This is a genomic window from Bradyrhizobium sp. SZCCT0153, from assembly GCF_018129995.1.
In the GTDB taxonomy this organism is placed as follows: Bacteria; Pseudomonadota; Alphaproteobacteria; order Rhizobiales; family Xanthobacteraceae; genus Bradyrhizobium; species Bradyrhizobium japonicum_G.
On sequence record NZ_JAFCKS010000001.1, the window covers coordinates 1,460,012 to 1,479,352 of the forward strand.

Below are 19,341 nucleotides of genomic sequence, written 5' to 3' on the forward strand. Positions count from 1 at the left end.
GCCATCTCTCGGCCGCTGTTCCGACGATAGCAGACAACATAACGGGCTCAACGTGGCTCAGCTAAGGGCCAATAGGCGACCTAGGTGTCGTGCTCCTCATTTCGCTGGCAGCCTCACGCTGGCGAGATCGGTGCCCACGATGATGTTGCCGGTGTAGCCGCCGTCCTCGGCGGCTTTCCGGTAGTCCTGCTCCGTCAACGGGCCACCGGGGACCTTCACGGTCCCCTGAGTAGGAGCACCGAGTGACGGCGCGAGATGGGTGAGCATGAGGTACTTCACCCCGTCGTGTTGAGCCATGGCACCGAGATCGGTCGCATTGCTCTGGCGATAGTAGACCGGAGGCGGCGCTCCACTGCCTCTTTCCGGCGAAAGCACGGGGTGGATGGTCGTATGCACGATGATATCGGCACCCTTGGCCAGCTTCTCGACCTGATCCGACGTCGAGGTCTTGCGCGGCGGAGCCTGCACGTCGTTGGATGCGTCCCCGCCAATCACCACGCTGCCGGCCGGCGTGTCGACGCGATAGGCTGCAGAACCCGGGATGTGCGTCGTCCGGATCGCGCTGACCTTCACGTCACCTGACGTCCAAACGACTTGTGCGTCGTCCTTTGGATCGAAGGTGACAACCTTCATCCCCGCAACCGGACCGGCTGCGTCGACGAGGCCCTTCATTTCGGCGGCCCGGTAGGCGGTCTCACCTGACTGCTCATAGGCGTCGTCGATATGGGCGACAAATTTGCTGCAACTCACGGTGAATCCAAGCTGCGATTTCTCGTCGGTGCTGCAGACGACGTCGAGCTTCGGGCCTTGAGGGACGCCGAAGAACCAGCGCATCTGCACGATATCGGAGAATCCCTCCGTATGGTCCGAGTGGATGTGTGTGAAGAAGACGCCGTTGAGCTGCGCGGCCTGGACGCCGATTTGCGCCAGTCTCATGAGCGTTCCGCGGCCGGCGTCGAACTGCATCAGCACGGACCTGCAGTCGTTTGTGTCGTCACCGTACCGCACGAACGTCCCGGGCCCGGCGAGGTCGTTGTAGGGCGGCGGACCGCTGGTGCCGGTCAATGTGACGACCATGCAGGGCGCGGCCTGCGCACCTGTCGCGGCGACGGCCGTTGCCATGAACAGGAATGCCATCGCGGATAACAGCTTGCGCATTATGATCCTCTCTCTGCCCGACACCAATGTCAGCGGCAATGTCATTGGCTTGCAGGCATGCGCTGCAAAGGAATGAGACGCCCCATGGTCCGGAGCTGATCAACGATTTGCCGTAGCAATCGAGCACAGTCGCGCGATCCTTGGGTGGCTCCAACACGTGATCTGCATTCAAGGTCGCCGTGTGCAGGCCCGATAGGTCGCGGTACCATTTCCGTTGATCGTATTTAGGTACCCCACCGTCCAGGTCTGGGACTTTTGGCTGTAGCAAACGATTCCGAGAGGAATATCGGCAGGCAATGTTTGGGCGGCAGATTCCGTCGCCAGCGTAGCCAACAAACTGAATGCCACAACAGATAAGGAAAATTTGGGCACGATCTCTTCTCGTAAGTCCGGACGCGGCGCGAGCCGTCCGCTTGGACCATCTATAAGAGGACTGCCTCGGGCTAATGTTGAGATAACTCAAGGAAATCGATGCGTTTGAATCGCAGCCAGATGCTGCAAGCGGCAGCACGCGCCCCATGAACTCAACGTCGCTGCTTCCTACCCGGCGTCGTCGAACAAGGTAGATCGATCCTTATTTCGTCACCATGTGGCGAGTCGGCGTGACCGTGCTCGTCGGCGGCGCAGGTGAGATGGAGAACGTCAGCCAGGTATTCCAGCCCGACGGCCGGTTCGCCGCGTCAAATTCCCCATAGGCTTTCACGTTCAGATAGCCCTGCATGTCTCCGACCGGAAACAGGTAGCCGAATTGCGGACCTACGCCCAACACGCGCGAGCGGAATGACCCGAGAATAGGGTGCTGACCGGAATCGTCGGTGACCTGCTGATAGGCATATCCGACGAAGCCCACGAACGCGTGCTTGGAAAGAAACTTCGATACGCCCCAGTCGAAATGGAAATCGACGCCGCTCTGGTACTGCGTGTCTGGGTTCTTGAAATTGTAGGTGAACCCGGCGACGCCCGAGAATTCCTGCCCGGTAGCGGGATCGAGATACGTGTAGCCGCCGCCGCCATCGATGGCGCCGTGACCGATGCCGGTGTTGGCCAGACGGGTCGGTTGGTAGTCTCCGACGGGAATGTCGCCGGTCGCATAGGTCATCCAGTTGTGAACGCCGTTGTGCCACTTCAGCGACATCACTGGATAGAGATCGCCGACCGACACAAGTGTGTCCGAAAGACTGCCGGTCCGCGTCGTGCCGAACGGGCCGACGTTGGTGGTCAGCGTTCCATCGATGCCGACTGCGCTTCGCGCGAATGTGCCGGTGAGACCCACGGCCAATTGTCCACCCAGCACTGGCGTGGCGAACGTATAGGTCGGCGCCAGGATCAGAATGTCGGCTTGCGCATTGAGGCTTGCGTTCAGGTTGACATTGACCGTCGCCGGAAGTTTGCCGACCGTGATTTCCCGCGATGCAGCGACACCACCCGAGCCTGCGACGGAGGTGTGGTAATAAACCGTGCCTAGCGACCAACCCGGTGTCATCGGCAAGGCCGCGAGGCTGCCAAACTGACCCGGAAGCCAGAACGAAATGCCGTTTTCATCGGCCCTGGCGCTTTCAACGGAGGCGGCAAGAAGGCCAGCGCTAACGAGACAGGCTGTCAGCCATGCACCTTGTGATCTAGAACCGGCGCGTTGCATTCGTCCTCCAAGTCTTCGTCCCTATTGCCGGTTATTCCCGCATGATTTGGCGTCGCAAGGCAATGCCGGCGGTCCGATAGGTCCAAAGGACATCCGCTGTGGCGCATTAATGTCACAAGTCTCCGCTGTAAGAGGCGCAATCGCGCACCTCATTACCTGCGCCAAGAGAGCTTCACCTCTGATGAGCACATCGGAGATGGGGCCATTGGCTGAAGTAGCCCGCTCCTGGATTGTCTTGTATGTTGCTCGTCTTTGAGGGGAGTTGTTATGGCAGTTACCGGGCCGGACGAACCTCCGCCGCACATTCAATTAATTCAAATGGGTCGTGCCCACGTCGTCGCGAGAACCGTCTACGCGGCGGCCAAGTTGGGGGTGGCAGATCAACTCGCCTCCGGACCGAAGACCGCTGCACAACTTGCCGGACTGTTGCACGTACATGCGCCTTCATTGCACAGGCTGATGCGTGCCCTGGCGAGCCTGGGCATTCTGACCGAGCGCACAGGACAACGCTTTGCCCTCACCGCATTGGGTGAGGCGCTGAAAACCGGCGCGCCCGGCTCGGCACGAGCATCCGTAATTTTTTCCGGCAACCCGTCGTCTCAAAGTGGTTGGGACCACGTTGTCTATTCCATTGAAACGGGACGGCCCGGGTTTGAAAAGGCGCAGGGCGTCGCGTTTTTCGACTACCTTGCTCATCATCCCGAGGAAGCATCGCTATTCAGCGAGATGATGGTCGGCATCCATCATCAGGAGCCTGCTGCGGTTGCCACGGCTTATGACTTCTCGGTCTTCAGGACCATTGTGGACGTCGGCGGCGCGACCGGCAACATGCTGGCGGCTGTCCTCTCTCAACATGCCGGGCCGCGCGGCATTTTGTTCGACCGGCCGCACGTTGTGACCGATGCACCAAATTTGCTCAAAGCCAGAGGCGTGAGCGACAGAGTGATGATTGAGCCTGGCGATTTCTTCAAGGGCGTCCCCGCGGGCGCCGACGCCTACGTCCTTTCGCACATCATCCACGACTGGAATGAGGATCAGTGTCTGACTATCCTCGGCAATGTCCGCAAGGCAATGAATTCGGTCGGGCGTCTGCTCCTCGTTGAAATGGTACTGCCCATCGGCGACATCCCGCATCCAGGGAAGATGCTCGACATGACCATGCTCGTCAGTATGGGAGGTCAGGAGCGAACCGAAGTCGAATACGCGTCACTCTTGAGCAAGGGAGGTTTCCGACTAACCCGGGTCGTGCCGACCAATTCGGCTGCGAGCATCGTGGAGGCCGTGATCGCTTAGGCGCGAGCGATATTGGCTGCTGGGGCCGCTTCGGGTCAAAATGCGAAGAACTCAACCTGAGCAAATCTTGTCCGCCATGCCTCAACAAGCGGACCTCGTGGAGCGATGCTGCCACTTCGCCGAAGGGCCAGAAGCGGAAGTGAACCCTAGGGAGGCGACCCCGATCACGCCCTGTGTTCCGGGGACCAGCTCTGGTTGGTCATCCAAGAACAGAACGCCATCGAGATACCTCCAGCAATGGCAGTCAAAAGCAAATGGCTTTGGGACGACAAACCCGCCAGAGACGATCCAACAACGCCGGACGCCGTGACGAGAGCAAGCTGCCAGCGCCGCCCTTCCAGAAAGTAATCGACAACCGCACTTGGAAACGTGACCAAAACACTCAAGAACGGAAGTCCGACCAACCAACCGAGTGCACTTGTCGATCCAAACATGAACTCGATTACGCCGCCCAGAAGCAGCGGTCCGAATATGAGAAACGTAAAAATGCGTTTCATTGATTCACTTCCTCGCAAGAACGCGATCCGTTCGGAGTGTGGTCGCTCTAATAACCGGGTTGCGTTAACCCCGTACGAAGTGAAAGTCGAAAAAAGTCTGCTACGGGTCAACTGGCGAAATGCTCGGCGTGCCTGCTCAAGTCCGCCTCACATTTGAAAGCGGACATCTGCCCGGAGCTTTCGTCCTCACTTCGGGGTCGTCGCCACCGCGCCGTCCGCATTCTCCCGCACATGGATCACCGCGATGTCGTCGGCATAGATCCGCTTCCAGCCCTTGAGCTGGTCGAGGATCTGCGGGCCCGGCGCGTCGGCAACCAATAGCGTCGCATCGATCTTGTATTCGTCGAGCAGGCGCGGAAGCAGCTCGGGCTGCTTGCCCTCCGTCGCCTTGAAGAAGTCCATGACGAATTTCTCGCCGTAGAGCTCGGCGCGGCCGTCTACGTAGACAGGGATGCCGCGCGAGATCAGATAGCCGCCGAACTGATAGGCGTTGAAGACGCGCTGGACCTTGCGTTGTTCGAGCAGATCGACCGCCGCGGCCGGCGTCTGCGCCATCGTGAAGGCGAAGCGGTGGTGCCTCATGTAGAGCGAGGTCGAGGTCCAGCTTGCGGCCACGATCATCAGCGCGCCGAGCGCGGTGACATAGCGGGCCGGCCAGCGGTCGGCACCGGTTGCGTCCGGCTGCGGGCGCGAGGCCAGCTGGCCGAGCGGTTTTGCCAGAACCAGCGGCACCAGGAAGGCGAAGGCCTCGATGCTCCTGACATGGGTCAGTGCGCTCCAGGTCAGGAACAGGATCAGGAAGATCCTGGGTGCCGAGAGCACGAGGCCGCGATAATAGCCGAATGCGATCAGGCCGAGCAGGGCGCCTTCGAACGAGCTGAAGGTGGCGAAGTTGGCCGGCATCCATTCGAAGATCAGCGAGAGCAGCTCGCCGAGGCTGAGGATGTTGGTCGCGCCCAGCAGCGTGCGCCAGCCGTAAGGCGTGCAGCAGCTCGCGGCCAGTGCGCCGATGCCGAACAGAACCCAGCGAAGGAACAGCGAAAGCCGCCGACCCTTCTCTGCATGCTCGACCGCTTCGAGCGAGATCGGGCCGATCAGGGCGAGGCCAAGCACGAAGCCGCCGTGCAAATTCGCCCACAGCGCCATCAGCGGCAGCCAGGTCCAGGACGGCGCGCGCCTGCGATCGGCGGCCGCCATCAGCAGGCCGACCCACGCCACCATGACCGGCAGCGCCAGGATGTGCGGACGCGCCAGGACGTGATGCTGCGACAGCAGCAGCGCCAGCATCGCAAACAGCACGGCGCGCGGCGCCTCGATCTGCGCGTCGAGCAGATAGACGAAGATCGCGGCCGTGAGCGCGGCGCCCATCGCGGTGAGGATGACGGGACCCGCCCAGTCCCATTGCGCGTAGGAAAACGCGAACATGGCCTGCGAGAGCCACGACGTCGAAATCCACGGCGCGCCCGGCCGCGTGAAGGAATAGATGTCCGTGTACGGCATGGCGCCGTGATCGAGGATCCATTGCCCGATCTTGATCTGCCAGAACGAGTCGGAGTCCTGCAGCAGCGTGTCGCCGACATAAAGGAAGAACAGATAGGTGCCCGCTCCGACGCATAGAGGCACCAGGGCTCTCGCGCGGCTTTGCATCGCGATGCTGTTGGCAAAGGAAAGGGACATGCCGCCTCGTCGTTCCGTTATTCTTGCCGTTGTTCTTGCCGTAGTTCTTGCCGGGTTCGTCGGCAGTGGAGCACGGCGGACATAACTTCGGGTAAATCCGTCTGGCGGGCCGGCTTCATGTCCGGATCATTTAACCGGTTGTTTTAGATTTCGGTTTACCATCGGCGAATACGTGCAATCCGCTCTGTGTTTACGCAGTCGAATTAACTGCGGCGCAATTCTTTGTCACTACGTTCGGTTCCATGGTCGGGCGGCGCTGGGAAGCCGGAATGACCAGACCAGTTGTAGCCTCGTGTACTCTTTGGGAGCAGTCTATGAAGAACCTCGTTTCGCGTTTCATGAAGGACGAATCCGGCGCCACCGCCATTGAATACGGCCTGATCGCCGCCGGCATCGCGCTGGCGATCATCACCGTCGTCAACAACCTCGGCACCACGCTGAACACCAAGTTCACCTCGATCTCGACCAGCCTCAAGTAAGGCCGGACGAACCGGGAATTGAGAGAGCCCCGTCCTGGACGGGGCTCTCTTCTTTTGTGCGGAGAGTTTGCGAGCCGGACGACCGCGCGAGCTTCCCGCAATGTGACATCGACCGTGTGAGCGCTCGTCGTCGCCGCGTGGCCATGGTCCGCTACGCCGCATGGGTCTCGGCAAATCTCCGTCCTGAACCGATTTGGCCTGGAGGACGCGGCGAAGCCCTCGCGCCCGCGCAAGGGCCGCGCGAGTTAACGCCTGATTTCGTGCCTCATCGCGATGTGGAGGAGGGCTTCGCCGCTGCGTCGTCGCGCACGTGGACCACGGCAATGTCATCCGTGTAGATCCGCTTCCAGCCCGGCAGATGGTCCATGATCCTTGCGGCGGGGATCCAGCCGTTCAGCAGCGTCGCGTCGATCTGGTAGGTGTCGAGCAGGCGCAGCAGGGTCTCCGCATTCTTGCCCTCGACGGCGTCGAAATAGTCGAGCACGAACTGCTCGCCGTACAGCTCGGCGCGGCCGTCGATGAAGGTCTTGACGTTGCGCGAGACCAGATAACCCCCGATCGGAGCGGTGCTGAAGATGCGCTGTGCGTGGCGCCGCTCGAGCAGGTCGACCGCGGCCACGGGAGACTGGTTGCCGATAAAGGCATACCGGGTCGGCGTGGCATAGGACCGCGTGATGCTCCAGGCGGCCGCGACGATCGCGAGCGCCGCGATCGCGGTCACTGCAAAGGAGGACCGCGCTTCGGTCCGCGCGAGCGCGGCCGCTCTCGTCACGCCCAATTGCTCGGCGAACGGCTTTGCCAGCACGAGCGGTGTCAGCAGCGCAAAGGCCTCGATGTTTCTGACGTGGTTGAGTGCCGCCCAGACCAGGCCGAGCAGCAGGAGAATACGGGTCCATGGCAGCACCAAGCCGCTGTAAAAGCCGATGGCGATCAATCCGAGCAGGCTGGCGCCAAACAAATCGAACGAGCTGAAATCGGCCGGCATCCACTCCCAGATCAGCGAGAGCAGCTTGCCCAGGCTGAGGATTTTCGCCGATGCGAGCGGCGTGTTCCAGCCATAGGGCGTACAGCAGCTTGCGGCGAGCGCAACAACGCCGAACAAGGCCCAGCGCGAGGCCAGTGCAAACCGGTCCTTGCGATCGGCGGATACGATCGCATCGAGGCCAATCGGTCCGATCAGGACCAGTCCCATGACGAAGCCGCCGTGAAGGTTGGCCCACAGCGCCATCAAGGGCAGCAGCAGCCAGGAGGGCGCGGTGCGCCGGTCGGCGGCCGCCAGCAGCCCGCCGACAAAGGCCACCATGACAGGCAGCGCCAGCATGTGCGGGCGGGCGAGAAAGTGGCCGATCGACATGAAGAGAAGCGGGGTGACGAGCAGGAAGGCGCGCGCGGGCTCCAGATAGGGCTCAAGCAGATAGACGAAGATCGCCGCGGTCACGCCGATCGCGAGCGAGGTCAGGATCACCGCGCCCGACCAGTTCGACGGCTCGTAAGCCAGCGCGAACAGGACTTGCGACAGCCAGGAGCTCGAGATCCAGGGCTCGCCGGCTCGCGTGAACGAATAGATGTCGGTATAGGGCAGTGCGCGGTGCTCGAGGATCCATTGCCCGATCGTGATCTGCCACAGCGTATCGGAATCCCGCAGCATGATGTCGCCGATGCCCAGGAAGAAGAGGTAGACGCCGGCGCCGATGCAGAGCGGCAAAAGCCAGCGCGCAACGCCGCGGACAGGCAGGCTGCTTGTGATCGAAATCGACATGGCACTCTCGGGGCTGAACGACAACGCGCAACAGCGCGCGAGCATCGGCACCTGAGCATGATCGCTTTTAAGTTGGGGTAAACCGGAGCGTCGCGCGGCCGCCGCGCCGTGCAAGGATGCGTTTACCTGCGCACCTGCGCCTCGGAGCTGCGTGGCGCACATATGCTGATTTGCATCTTGTCATGCGCCGTGAATAGTTGTTCAGTTCTTGAGGGCGATTTGGGCGAAAGTGAAGAAGCATCCGGCCGGGCTTTGCACGGGACCGGGAGCTGGGGACAGGTAGCGCGCCATGGTTTATCGGCGGACGCATCAAGTTGTTAAGCGCCTCGCGGCCCGACGGAGCGCCATTCTGGCGGCCGCGCGTGAGGCGGCGTCGGAAGGGGGCATGGCCGCCGTGCAGATCGCGCCGGTGGCGGTCCGGGCCAATGTCGCGGCGGGCACGGTCTACCGCTACTTTCCCTCGAAGGCCGAGCTGATCTCCGAATTGATCGCCGAAGTTTCCCGCGACGAGCTCGCGGCGATCCGCCGGGCGGCCGATGCCGCGCCGGGGCCATCCTCGGCGCTGGCGGCGGCGGTGACCACCGTGGCGGTCCATACCCTGTCGCAGCGCAGGCTGGCGTGGGGCATCGTGGCCGAGCCTGTCGACGTCGATGTCAGCGCCTCGCGCCTGGCCAGCCGCCGCGAGATCGCCGGCGAGATCGCCTCGCGGATCGACGCCGCCGTGCGTGCCGGTCACCTGCCCGCGCAGGACACCGCGCTCGCCGCCACCGCGCTGCTCGGTGCGCTGCAGGAGGCCCTGGTGGGTCCGCTCGCGCCCGATAATCTCGAAGATCCAGCCCGGATGCGCGATGCCGTGCAGACCGTGACGCTGCTGGCGCTGCGTGCCGTCGGCGTCATGGACGCCCGCGCCCGTGGTCTTGTCGTGCAGCAGACGTTGCTGCCGGCGGCGAAAGCGCTGGTCGGGGCGTAGAGCCCGGGCAGGCCGGGGCTGGAGGCCTGATCGCGCTCAGGCCATTGGCTGAGCGCGTCTTTTCGGGAAACCCAGGCAACTTCGCCGGACCAGCCGGCTACTGTGCATGGGGTTGTTTTCGACGTTTTTGTCTTGCCGCGTGCCGGCGGACCTAAATATCGGCGCCGCCATCGGGGCCGACCGAGGCAATGCGCACCATGTTGGTCGTGCCGGGAATGCCGAGCGGCACGCCGGCGACGATCAGCACGCGCTGGCCGGCGCGGACGAAGCCGTCGCGGAACGCGATCTGGCCGGCGCGGCTCACCATGTCGTCCTGGTCGCGCGCATCTTCCGCCACCACGCAATGCACGCCCCAGACCACCGCAAGCCGACGGCCGGCGGTGATGTTGGGCGTGATCGCCACGATCGGCGGCTTCGGCCGCTCGCGCGCCACGCGCACGGCGGTGGAGCCCGAGCTGGTCCAGCAGATCAGGGCAGGCAGGTCCAATGTCTCGGCGATCTGCCGCGCGGCGTCGGCGATGGCGTCGCCGGCGGTGGCTTCCGGCGCCGGGCGCTGAGCTGTAATGACGGAGCGGTAGATCGGGTCGCGCTCGACCTCCTCGCCGATGCGGTTCATGGTCGAGACCGCCTCGACCGGGAATTTTCCGGCCGCCGATTCCGCCGACAGCATGATGGCGTCGGCGCCCTCATAGACGGCGGTGGCGACGTCGGAGACCTCAGCGCGGGTCGGCACCGGCGACTGGATCATCGATTCCAGCATCTGGGTCGCGATCACCACCGGCTTGCCGGCGCGGCGCGCCATCCGCGTCATCTGCTTCTGCAGGCTCGGCACGCGCTCCAGCGGCAGTTCGACGCCGAGGTCGCCGCGCGCCACCATCAGGGCGTCGGAGACCTCGAGGATGTCGGCGAGGCGGTCGATCGCCTGCGGTTTCTCGATCTTGGCCATGACAGCAGCGCGGCCGCGGATCATCTTCTTGGCCTCGATGACGTCGTCGGCGCGCTGCACGAAGGACAGCGCGATCCAGTCGACGCCGGTGACCAGCGCCGCCTCGAGGTCGGCGCGGTCCTTCGGTGTCATCGCCGAGACCGGCAGGTCGGTGTCGGGCAGGCTGACGCCCTTGCGGTCGGACATCCGGCCGCCGACCACGACGCGCGTCACCGCGTGTTCCTTCGAGGTCTCCTCGGCGATCAGGCGCACCTTGCCGTCGTCGAGCAGCAGCGAATGGCCCGGCCGCAGCGCGGCCAGGATCTCCGGATGCGGGAGCTGGACGCGGGTGGTGTCGCCCGGCGTCTTGTCGGAATCCAGCGTGAAGGTCTGGCCGTTCTGCAGCTGGACCGCGCCCTCGGCGAAGGCGCCGAGCCGCAGCTTCGGCCCCTGCAGGTCGACCAGGATGCCGATCGGCCGGCCATAGCTGCTCTCGACGTTGCGGATCGTCGCCACCAGCTCCCGCATCTTGTCATGCGGGGTGTGGCTCATGTTGATGCGGAACAGGTCGGCGCCGGCCTCGAACAGGCGGCGGATCATCGCGAGGTCTGAAGAGGCAGGTCCCAGGGTCGCGAGAATCTTGATACGGCGAAGACGCCTCATGGCTTATTTCCAGGCGGGGGTGGCAGGCCGGGCGAGCCCGGGGGGGTAGCACCGGGCGGGCCATTGGGCAAACCCGGAACGCCGCCACCCGGACCGACGGGGCCGGGCATGCCGGGCAAGCGCTGCTGTTGTGACGGCTGCTCATTGGCGTCGGTGAGCTGCACCGTCCAGGCCCGCTGCTCGCCGGTATCGACCTCGAAATAGCCGGTCCGGTCGTAGCCGCGCGCCAGGCAATCCTCGGTGCCGCGGATGGTGAATTCCTTGTCGCGCGAGCACATGAAGGCCTGGCCCGACCATTCGCCGCCGCGGTCGTAGTCGATGGCGTAGATGTAATAGAAGCGGGCGACCAGCGTTCCCCGCAGCAGGGTCTCGCAGGAGCGGGAGGAGATGTTCCACCAGCCCTCGGTGGTCCAGCCCTCGGCATCCTTGTAGCCCAGCGCGATGCCGACCCGGCTCGATGTGTTGTTGCAAAGCCGGAAATCGGCGGAGGCCGGGCTGGCCCAGAGGCACAGCAGGCCAACCACCAGCACCGGGACCAACCGGGCGAGCAGGCGAAGGGGGGAGCGGGGAGATTCGGCGATCATTGTCGCGGAAGCTATATCAGATCATTGACGATTTGGCGTAGGGCCCAGGGAACGGCCCCAAAGCCGGGTTCGAGCTCCGTTTGACCCGCGATATGGCAAAATCTGTGACAAGGCCCCACCTGATCCCGTAATGGTGACCACCATCCGGGTCAGTCCAATTCGCAAGCCGAGGGATCCAGCCATGGCAATCGACGACAAAACCAGAACGGAGCTCGAGGCCGCCGCTTTCCGGCGCCTGGTCGATCATCTGAAGACGCGGACGGACGTCCAGAACATCGACCTGATGAATCTGGCGGGCTTCTGCCGCAATTGCCTGTCCAACTGGCTCAAGGATGCTGCGGACGCGCAAGGCGTGCCCTTAAGCAAGGACGAGAGCCGCGAGGCCGTCTACGGCATGCCCTACGAGACCTGGAAGTCGAAATACCAGGGCACGGCCACGGCCGAGCAGATCGAGGCCATGAAGAAGGTCCATCCCGGGCACTGAATTCGCGCGGCCTGAGTCGCACCACACAACAGCTTTCTTCGCCTTGCCGAAGGAAGGTGTGGGCGCGCTGTGGACGAGCGCGATGCTTGCTTGAACGCAGGGGACACCAACCCTAAGGGTCTACCCAGCACGCGCGGTGACGGATGCCGGCGTCACCTCGTTTTGCCAGTTCCATTGGGAGTACCAAGATGGCCACCTCCGCCGCCGTCCGCGACGACGAGCCCGCGACGAAATTTGCCAAGGACCAGCTCAAATCCATCATCGAGCGCATCGAGCGGCTGGAGGAAGAGAAGAAGGCGATCTCCGACGACATCCGCGACGTCTATGCCGAGAGCAAGGGCAACGGCTACGACGTCAAGGCGCTGCGCGCCATCGTGCGGATGCGCAAGCAGGATCCCAACGAGCGCGCCGAGGCCGAGACGATTCTCGAAACCTATATGCAGGCGCTGGGGATGATCTGAGGCGATGAGGCCGCTGCGTCAGCGGTAGGAGGACCTCGTCCCGCCGCAATTTGCAGCGCACCCGGCTTGGGCAAAATCCGCACGTCTGCTAGAGTGCTCGGTGAAGGGACCGAGCAATGGACGTGCCTGGACCAGAGCGCAGGCTCGCAGCCGTCCTCGCGGCTGACATGGTCGGCTTTAGTCGGCTCATGGAGGTGGACGAGGCTGGTACGCTCGCACGCCTCAAGACCCACCGGATCGAGCTCATCGATCCGGCCATTGCCAAAAATCACGGCCGCATCATCAAGACGACGGGTGACGGCATGCTCGTCGAATTCCATAGCGTCGTCGACGCCGTGCTGTGTGCCGCTGAAATTCAGGGCCGGATGGGGCGACGCAATGCCGACGTCACGCCGCCGCGATGGATGCAATTCCGCATTGGCATCAATCTGGGCGACGTGATCGTCGACCAGAACGATATTTTCGGCGACGGCGTCAACGTCGCGGCACGGTTGGAGGCACTGGCCGAGCCTGGAGGTATCTGCATCTCGAGCGCGGTGCGCGACCAACTCGGCCAGCGCCTTGATGGCGTTGCATTCGAGGATATCGGCGAGCAGAACGTCAAGAACATCGCCCGTCCAATCCGCGTCTACCGGATACGGCTGGAGGAGGGTCCGGCAAGCACGCCAGTCGGCACGAAGGGCACTGCAAAGACGACAGGCAAGTCGAAGAAGCCGTCCATCGCGGTGCTGCCCTTCGCCAACATGAGCGGCGACCCGGAGCAGGAGTTCTTTGCGGACGGCCTGACCGAAGACATCATCACCGAGCTTTCACGCTTCCACGACCTGTTGGTGATCTCCCGCAACTCGACCTTCGTGTACAAGGGCAAGGCGGTCAAGGTGCAGGACGTCGGCCGCGAATTCGGCGTCGATTATGTCATCGAGGGCAGTGTGCGAAAGGCCGGAGATCGCGTTCGCGTCACCGTACAGCTGATCGATGCGGAAACCGACCGGCACATTTGGGCCGAACGCTACGACGGCGAGCTCAGAGACATCTTCGCCATCCAGGACGAGATGACACGGGCGATCGTCGCCACGTTGCCCGGCCGCGTCGAGGCGGCGACGCACGATCGGGCGAACCGCAAGCCCACGGACAACATGGCGGCCTATGAATGCGTGTTGGCCGCCAAGGTCTTGCATCATCGTTCCAATCGCGAAGACAATGCGCGGGCGCAACTTCTGCTCGACCGGGCGCTCGAACTCGATGCGAACTATGCTCACGCACACGCGTGGAAGGCGTGCGTCCTGGGCCAGACCTGGGTCTATAGCTGGTGCGCGGATCGCGAAGTCACCTTCCAGAAGGTCGCTTCAGAGCTGGAGACCGCGCTGGTCCTCGACGACAATGACAGCGACGTCCACCGCATCCTCGCGGCGCTCAATCTGAACCGCGACGACCATGACAAGGCCACCTACCATCAGGAGCGGGCGCTTGCGCTCAACCCGAACTACGACTTGGTCGTGGTGCAACAGGGCGAACTCCTGACCTGGTTGGGCCGACCTGAAGAGGGCGTCGACTGGATCAAGAAGGCGATGCGGCTCAACCCGTATCACCCGGAACGCTTCTGGAGCCATCTCGGGCGCGCCTATTATTGTGCCGAGAAATACGCCGAAGCCGCCGAGGCCCTCTCACGGATCACACGCCCCGATCACACCCATCACGCGTTCCTTGCGGGCATCTTCGCGCAAATGGGCAACGCAATTGCCGCTGGCGCGCACGCAGCCGAAGTTCTCAAGCGTGAACCGGCATTTTCGGTGGCCAATCATCTCTCTACCCAGCATTATAAGCGCGACGTAGATCGTCAGCGCTACGAGGCGGGCCTTCTCAGGGCAGGCCTGCCGGCTTGATCCGGCGCGCAGCGGAGACCGATTGGCGATCGATCGAGAGTGAGAACGTGACTGAGCCGCTGTTGCCGCGCGAGGTGAGCCGGGCCTTCGACGACTTTCCATTGCCGATCCGCCGGCGCCTTCTCGACGTGCGCAAGCTCATCTTTGCGACAGCCAAGGCGCATGGCGACGTCGGTCCGCTGACCGAGACGTTGAAATGGGGCGAACCGGCCTATCTTACCGAGCAGTCCGGAAGCGGCAGCACCATCCGGCTCGGCCGCGTAAAGGATTCCGAGCACGCCGCCATTCTGTTCAATTGCAGGACGACGCTGGTCGATACGTTCCGCGAGCGCTTTCCCGATCAGTTCGAATATCGGCAGACCAGGGCGTTGTTGTTGCCGATGTCGGGCAAGCTGTCCACGCAGCCGCTATCGGTCTGTCTATCGCTAGCGCTCACGTATCATCTGGATCGGCGGCGGAAGCGCTAGAGCATGATCCGGAAAAGTGCGAAGCGGTTTTCCGAAAAGATCATGCTCAAACAAGAACCTAAAGCGCGATGACGATTCATCCCAATCTCATCGCGCTTTAGCATCGCTCCAAGACGTCAGCGCAGCGAAGCCGTCCGCATGACGAACGACGTCGTCTCGAGCTTTGCGGTCGCAGTGCCCGTGAAACTGTCGCAGGACATGCCCTGCATCGGATCGTCGACAAACCCCACGGCGATCACGGACTGCGGCTTGACGAAGTAGGCGCGCATTGCGGCGGTGTCGAGCTCGCCCATCAGCGTGACGGACATCGCGCGGCTGGCGCTCGGCGACAGCATCACGATCTTGAGCCAGATGCTCTCGCCCTTGGCCGCGGAGAGCCGGGTCGCGGTCGCGACCATGCCGTCGATGCGCTTGCCGACCACCGTGTTGATCTCGGTCGCGGGCGCAAGGTTGCGCGCCGCGGAGGCGGGGCGACCGGAGCGCGGGATCGGCGCGGAGGCAGCGACGACGTTGGCGCGGTCGACCGGCGATGCGGACGCCGGCGCATAGGCCAGCGCCTGATAGGCCGCGTTGGAGACGCTCGCGGTTGCTTGCGGATCGGTGGCGGAAGCAAGCGCCTGACGTGCCTTCAGCGCGGCGATCTGCGCCGGCGTCGCCTGCTGCGGCGTGGCCGGGGTGTCCCAGAAACCGCGGGCATTGATGATGTCGGCGGGGGTCTCGGGCTTGCTGTCGGCAGGTCTGCCGGCTGCCGGCTTGTCAGCCACGGGCGCGGGCTTCGGCCTGGGCGGCGCGACGATCTGCGCATCGGCCGAAGCGAGCTGGATCGTGGCGGCCACTGACGGCTTGGCGCGCGGCGTCGGCACCGGATCGGCGGGCCTGGCTGCGGCGGCGACCACGGTCGGCGCGGCTGGCTTCGCGCTCGCGGCGGGCGCGCCCTCGTCATCCTCGTCGCTGCTCGTGGCGGCCGGAGCCGACTTGCCCCTGAATAATGCGGCAAAGAAATTCGGCTTGCTGCCGGAATCGTCGCCGCTACCGCGGCGCTCGATGTCGGCCTTGGCGAGCTCATAGCCCTTCAGCGGCGTGCCGTCGGCCGGGACATGCACCGTGCGGCCGTCCGGGAAGACGCGGGCGAGCTGGTCATGCGTCATGCGCGGCCAGTGCCGGATGCTGCCGGTGTCCAGATGCACGAAGGGCGAGCCGGAGGTCGGATAGAAGCCGACGCCGCCGCGCTGGAGGCGCAGTCCGGCGAAGCGGATCTGCTCCAGCGGCACGTTCGGAATGTAGAAGTCCATCGCATGCCCCAGCATGTGCTGGCTGAAGCGCGCCACACCGGAGGAGCGGCGGCGGAGCATGGCGTTGGTGGCAGGGGAGCGGTAGGAGGAGATGATCTGGATCGGCTGCTTGGCGTCGACGTCGCGATAGACTTCCCAGAGGATGTCGAAGAGGTGACGGTCCATGACCGTCTCGTCCTGGGTGCGCCAGTCGCGCAGGAAGTGGTTGAGCTGCTTCAGCGCCGTTTCGTCGTAGCGCCCTTCGCGCTTGAAGGTGACGGTGAGGTCTTCGCCGGAATGGGTGTGGTGGAACGAGAGCGTCTTGGTTTCGTTCAGCGCCGCCGCGTCATGAACCGAACCCGCGGCAGCAAACAGCAATACGGAAGCAAGGCCGATCCGGGATCCGGCCTTCACTCCCGCATGGGACAACGACAGCACAGCGAATTGGCGTGCGAGACCAGTCAGCACGTTAGAGCCCACCCAGTCGACCAGCGTTCAAAATGGACTCTCCCGCCAACCCCGTTAGCGCGCGAAAGAGGATGAACGCTTTGTTAAAGCGAGAAGGTTAATTTGAGGTTGACCTTCCCGCCCCCAAACCAAGTCAGAATACGAACCTAACCGGCTGAGTGTGGCAAAAAAACGCCCGCTGCCCGAGGTCGGATGGAGAATGGTTAACGTTAAGCGACCCCATCCAGAGGATGAGGTCGCTGATTTTATTGCAGAATTTCAAAAAACAGACGCCGGGCCGGCCCGGCTCAGCGGGTGAACACCCGCTGTTGCTGCGTACGGCGGCCGACCGGAGCCGGCGGCGGCGGGGTCGTCGGAGCCCCGAACAGCCGCTCGAAGAAGTTCGGGCCGGACGAGCCGAAGCCGCCGCCGTTGTTGGCCACCGCCACGCCGGGCGGCAGCGTCGTCGACGGACGCGAATAGCTGGGCTGGGAGTGCGCCACCACGTTCTCGAGATCCTTGCCGCGGCCGTTCTTCAGGATGTTGATCATGGTCGCGTCGCGGCCATAGACGTCCTTGCGGAATTGCAGCTTGCCGGCGTCATCCACGAACGCGGTCTGATAGGTGATGTTGACCGGGATCGGGGTCGGGAATTTCAGGTCGACCTCGCTCTTGCCGTACATGCTGCGCACGCGCTCCGGCGTGTACTTCTCGTTCGGCATGGTGATGTTGAGCAGGACGGAGGCGTACTGATCCGGATTCTGCACGCGCATGCAGCCATGGCTGAAAGCGCGCTCGTCCCTGGCGAACAGGTTCTTGTCCGGCGTGTCGTGCTGATAGACCAGGAACTTGTTGGGGAAGTTGAAGCGGATGCGGCCGAGCGCGTTGGCTTCGCCCGGCGGCTGCGAGATGTGCACCGAGCCGTCGCGGTTCTGCTCGAGCTTGAGGCCCATGCGCTGCAGCACGGTCGGGTCCTGCTGAAGCGCCGGCAGATATTCGTTGTAGACGATCGAGGGCGGCACGTTCCAGGTCGGATTGACCGTGATGTACTTCATCGTCTCGGTGAGCAGCGGGGTCGCGTGCGTGCCCGGCTTGCCGGTGACGACGCGGGTGGTCCAGACCTGCTGGCCGCGCTGCATGACCTTCAGCGTGTAGTCGGGAATGTTGAGGATGACATAGGCATCGCCCAGCGAGGGTACGCCGAGGTCGCGCGGCAGCCAGCGCCAGCGCTCCATGTTCACCTGCACCACGTCGATCTGCTTGTCGCGCTTCGGGGTGTTGATCGCCTTGACGGTCTTGTCGTCGAGGATGCCGGTCGCCTTCATCTCGGCGCTGGTCTGGAATTTCCGCACGGCTTCGGCGACCGTCGCGTCATACCGGGTGTCGCTCGCGTTCTCGGCGATGCCAAGTTTGGCACGGAGCTGCGGCACGCGCGGATCTTCGACGACGATTTCAGCCTGCTTCTTGCCGCGGGCCGGGGTGTATTTCAGCGCGGGACCATCGGCGATCTCGATCACCGGGCCGTTGCCCTGGCCGCGGAGCTCCGCGAGCTTGGCCTTCAGCTCCTTGTAGAGCTTCTGCGGCGGGTTGTAGCTGTCGAGCGCAGCGGAGGCGTCAGTCGCGGTCGTGATCTTGGCGAGCACCTCGTTCGGGTCGACCGGATGCTCGGGATAGAGGATGTCGCCGCTGACCTGCGACCAGTGCATGCGGCCGCTCTGGGCCTGGCGCGCATAGTCGAACATGCTGGCGGTGAGCTTGAGCTCGGCATCGGCGAGCGCGTCGGGGCTCGTCGCGGCAGCGAAATCCGGCACCGGATAGTCGGCCGGGTTGAGGCCGTCGGAGGCCGCGTCCTTCAGCCGCGCGATCAAGCCCTTGGCCGCAGCGGTCAGGCTGCCGGCTTGCGTCCAGACCGGCGCGAAGTCGCGTGCGCCGTAGAACTTCTCGACGGCGGCGCGCTCGTTCTTGCGGTCGAAATGGCGCGAGGTCTTGGCGCCGATGATGTCCTTGAGCTTGTCGGCGACCGGCTGGTCGGCGGCGGGAACATTGCTCGCGGCCTTGACCGGCTCCGAGGCCGGAGCAGCTGCCGTGGCGGGCGCGGCCGGCGTTGTGGTCGCGGTGTCGGCCTTGGCAGGCTCAATCTTGGCAGGCTCGGTCTTCGCTGGTTCAGTCTTCGCCGTCTCGCTCTTCGGCGCCTCGGCAGGCGTTGTGGCGACGTCGGAAGGCTTGGTCTCGACCTTGTCCGGGGCCGGTGCGGCTTCCGCCTTGACGGGCTCCTTCGCAGCTTCCTTGGCCGGTTCCTGAACCGTGGCGGTGGCGTCGAGCTTGATGTCGGAGGCGGTCGGAGGCGGGACGTTTGCGGGCTCGGGGCGCGGGATCGCGGCTTCGATCGCAAGCTCGGCAGCGCTGCTGCGCGCCTGATCCTGGGCCAAGGCTGAGCTGGCCGATACCGTGAGGAAGGTCGCAGCGACCGTCATCAAGACACGGTCGAGGCCTGCACGGTGGTTCAAACAGTCACGCATTGTGTCGCACCCCTCGGGTGAACTGTCCCTCGTGGAACAGCTTCGTTATCGTCTATTGAGCTTCGGCTAAACTGCGCCGGCCTCTCGAAAGTTGCACGCCTGCACGCAACGATTCCTACGGAGACGAATCCTACGCAGACGATATACAGGCCCCGATTTCGCAGC

Annotated in this window: 16 protein-coding genes; 7 read left to right on the forward strand and 9 right to left on the reverse strand. The window is 63.8% G+C overall.

The window, feature by feature from the left end; translation table 11 throughout:
* Positions 1-96: 96 nt before the first annotated feature.
* Together JQ572_RS07055 and JQ572_RS07060 are read right to left on the reverse strand one after the other, a co-directional pair.
* Positions 97-1,203, reverse strand: coding sequence for an MBL fold metallo-hydrolase (locus tag JQ572_RS07055; protein ID WP_211382217.1), 1,107 nt, complete (start codon positions 1,201-1,203; stop codon positions 97-99).
* Between the two features lie 529 nt (positions 1,204-1,732).
* Entirely contained in the window at positions 1,733-2,797 is a 1,065-nt protein-coding gene (locus JQ572_RS07060) for a SphA family protein (protein ID WP_211382218.1), read from the reverse strand.
* 267 nt (positions 2,798-3,064) lie between these two features.
* Here JQ572_RS07060 and JQ572_RS07065 point away from each other — a divergent pair, with 267 nt between their 5' ends.
* A complete protein-coding gene (locus tag JQ572_RS07065) occupies positions 3,065-4,090 on the forward strand; it encodes a methyltransferase (RefSeq protein WP_211382219.1) in 1,026 nt (341 codons plus the stop codon).
* Between the two features lie 164 nt (positions 4,091-4,254).
* Here JQ572_RS07065 and JQ572_RS07070 read toward each other — a convergent pair whose 3' ends face one another.
* Together JQ572_RS07070 and JQ572_RS07075 are read right to left on the reverse strand one after the other, a co-directional pair.
* Complete coding sequence (locus JQ572_RS07070; RefSeq protein ID WP_211382220.1) at positions 4,255-4,587, reverse strand: hypothetical protein; 333 nt, start codon at positions 4,585-4,587, stop codon at positions 4,255-4,257.
* Between the two features lie 186 nt (positions 4,588-4,773).
* On the reverse strand, positions 4,774-6,264 hold the full coding sequence (locus JQ572_RS07075; protein ID WP_211382221.1) for a hypothetical protein: 1,491 nt from the start codon (positions 6,262-6,264) through the stop codon (positions 4,774-4,776).
* 314 nt (positions 6,265-6,578) lie between these two features.
* On the opposite strand from JQ572_RS07075, the gene JQ572_RS07080 reads away from it, so the two are divergent.
* Positions 6,579-6,743 (forward strand): Flp family type IVb pilin, encoded by a 165-nt coding sequence (locus JQ572_RS07080; RefSeq protein ID WP_063201121.1) that lies wholly within the window; start codon positions 6,579-6,581, stop codon positions 6,741-6,743.
* A 265-nt stretch (positions 6,744-7,008) separates the two neighbouring features.
* On the opposite strand, the gene JQ572_RS07085 is transcribed toward JQ572_RS07080, so the two are convergent.
* A complete protein-coding gene (locus tag JQ572_RS07085; RefSeq protein WP_211382222.1) occupies positions 7,009-8,502 on the reverse strand; it encodes a hypothetical protein in 1,494 nt (497 codons plus the stop codon).
* 289 nt (positions 8,503-8,791) lie between these two features.
* Between JQ572_RS07085 and JQ572_RS07090 the strand changes: the two genes are divergently transcribed.
* Entirely contained in the window at positions 8,792-9,472 is a 681-nt protein-coding gene (locus JQ572_RS07090; protein WP_211382223.1) for a TetR/AcrR family transcriptional regulator, read from the forward strand.
* A 151-nt stretch (positions 9,473-9,623) separates the two neighbouring features.
* On the opposite strand, the gene pyk is transcribed toward JQ572_RS07090, so the two are convergent.
* Positions 9,624-11,060, reverse strand: a complete 1,437-nt coding sequence (gene pyk, locus JQ572_RS07095) for a pyruvate kinase (RefSeq protein ID WP_211382224.1) — start codon at positions 11,058-11,060, stop codon at positions 9,624-9,626.
* Positions 11,057-11,644, reverse strand: coding sequence for a DUF1036 domain-containing protein (locus JQ572_RS07100; protein WP_211382225.1), 588 nt, complete (start codon positions 11,642-11,644; stop codon positions 11,057-11,059). Before JQ572_RS07100 ends, pyk begins: the two co-directional genes overlap by 4 nt.
* A gap of 181 nt (positions 11,645-11,825) precedes the next feature.
* On the opposite strand from JQ572_RS07100, the gene JQ572_RS07105 reads away from it, so the two are divergent.
* The 4 genes from JQ572_RS07105 (at position 11,826) to JQ572_RS07120 (ending at position 14,939) form a co-directional block, all read left to right on the forward strand.
* Positions 11,826-12,128: a DUF1244 domain-containing protein gene (locus JQ572_RS07105; RefSeq protein ID WP_211382226.1), complete on the forward strand. Its 303-nt coding sequence runs from the start codon at positions 11,826-11,828 to the stop codon at positions 12,126-12,128.
* Between the two features lie 188 nt (positions 12,129-12,316).
* Positions 12,317-12,589: a DUF2312 domain-containing protein gene (locus tag JQ572_RS07110; protein ID WP_200295726.1), complete on the forward strand. Its 273-nt coding sequence runs from the start codon at positions 12,317-12,319 to the stop codon at positions 12,587-12,589.
* Between the two features lie 116 nt (positions 12,590-12,705).
* Positions 12,706-14,472 carry an adenylate/guanylate cyclase domain-containing protein gene (locus tag JQ572_RS07115; RefSeq protein ID WP_211382227.1) on the forward strand — a complete coding sequence of 589 codons (1,767 nt, stop codon included), beginning with the start codon at positions 12,706-12,708 and terminating at the stop codon, positions 14,470-14,472.
* A gap of 47 nt (positions 14,473-14,519) precedes the next feature.
* Positions 14,520-14,939, forward strand: a complete 420-nt coding sequence (locus tag JQ572_RS07120) for a DUF1801 domain-containing protein (protein WP_211382228.1) — start codon at positions 14,520-14,522, stop codon at positions 14,937-14,939.
* Positions 14,940-15,055: 116 nt separating this feature from the next.
* Here JQ572_RS07120 and JQ572_RS07125 read toward each other — a convergent pair whose 3' ends face one another.
* Together JQ572_RS07125 and JQ572_RS07130 are read right to left on the reverse strand one after the other, a co-directional pair.
* On the reverse strand, positions 15,056-16,678 hold the full coding sequence (locus JQ572_RS07125; protein WP_256805691.1) for a peptidoglycan L,D-endopeptidase MepK: 1,623 nt from the start codon (positions 16,676-16,678) through the stop codon (positions 15,056-15,058).
* 287 nt (positions 16,679-16,965) lie between these two features.
* A complete protein-coding gene (locus tag JQ572_RS07130; RefSeq protein ID WP_211382230.1) occupies positions 16,966-19,176 on the reverse strand; it encodes a L,D-transpeptidase scaffold domain-containing protein in 2,211 nt (736 codons plus the stop codon).
* Positions 19,177-19,341 lie beyond the last annotated feature (165 nt).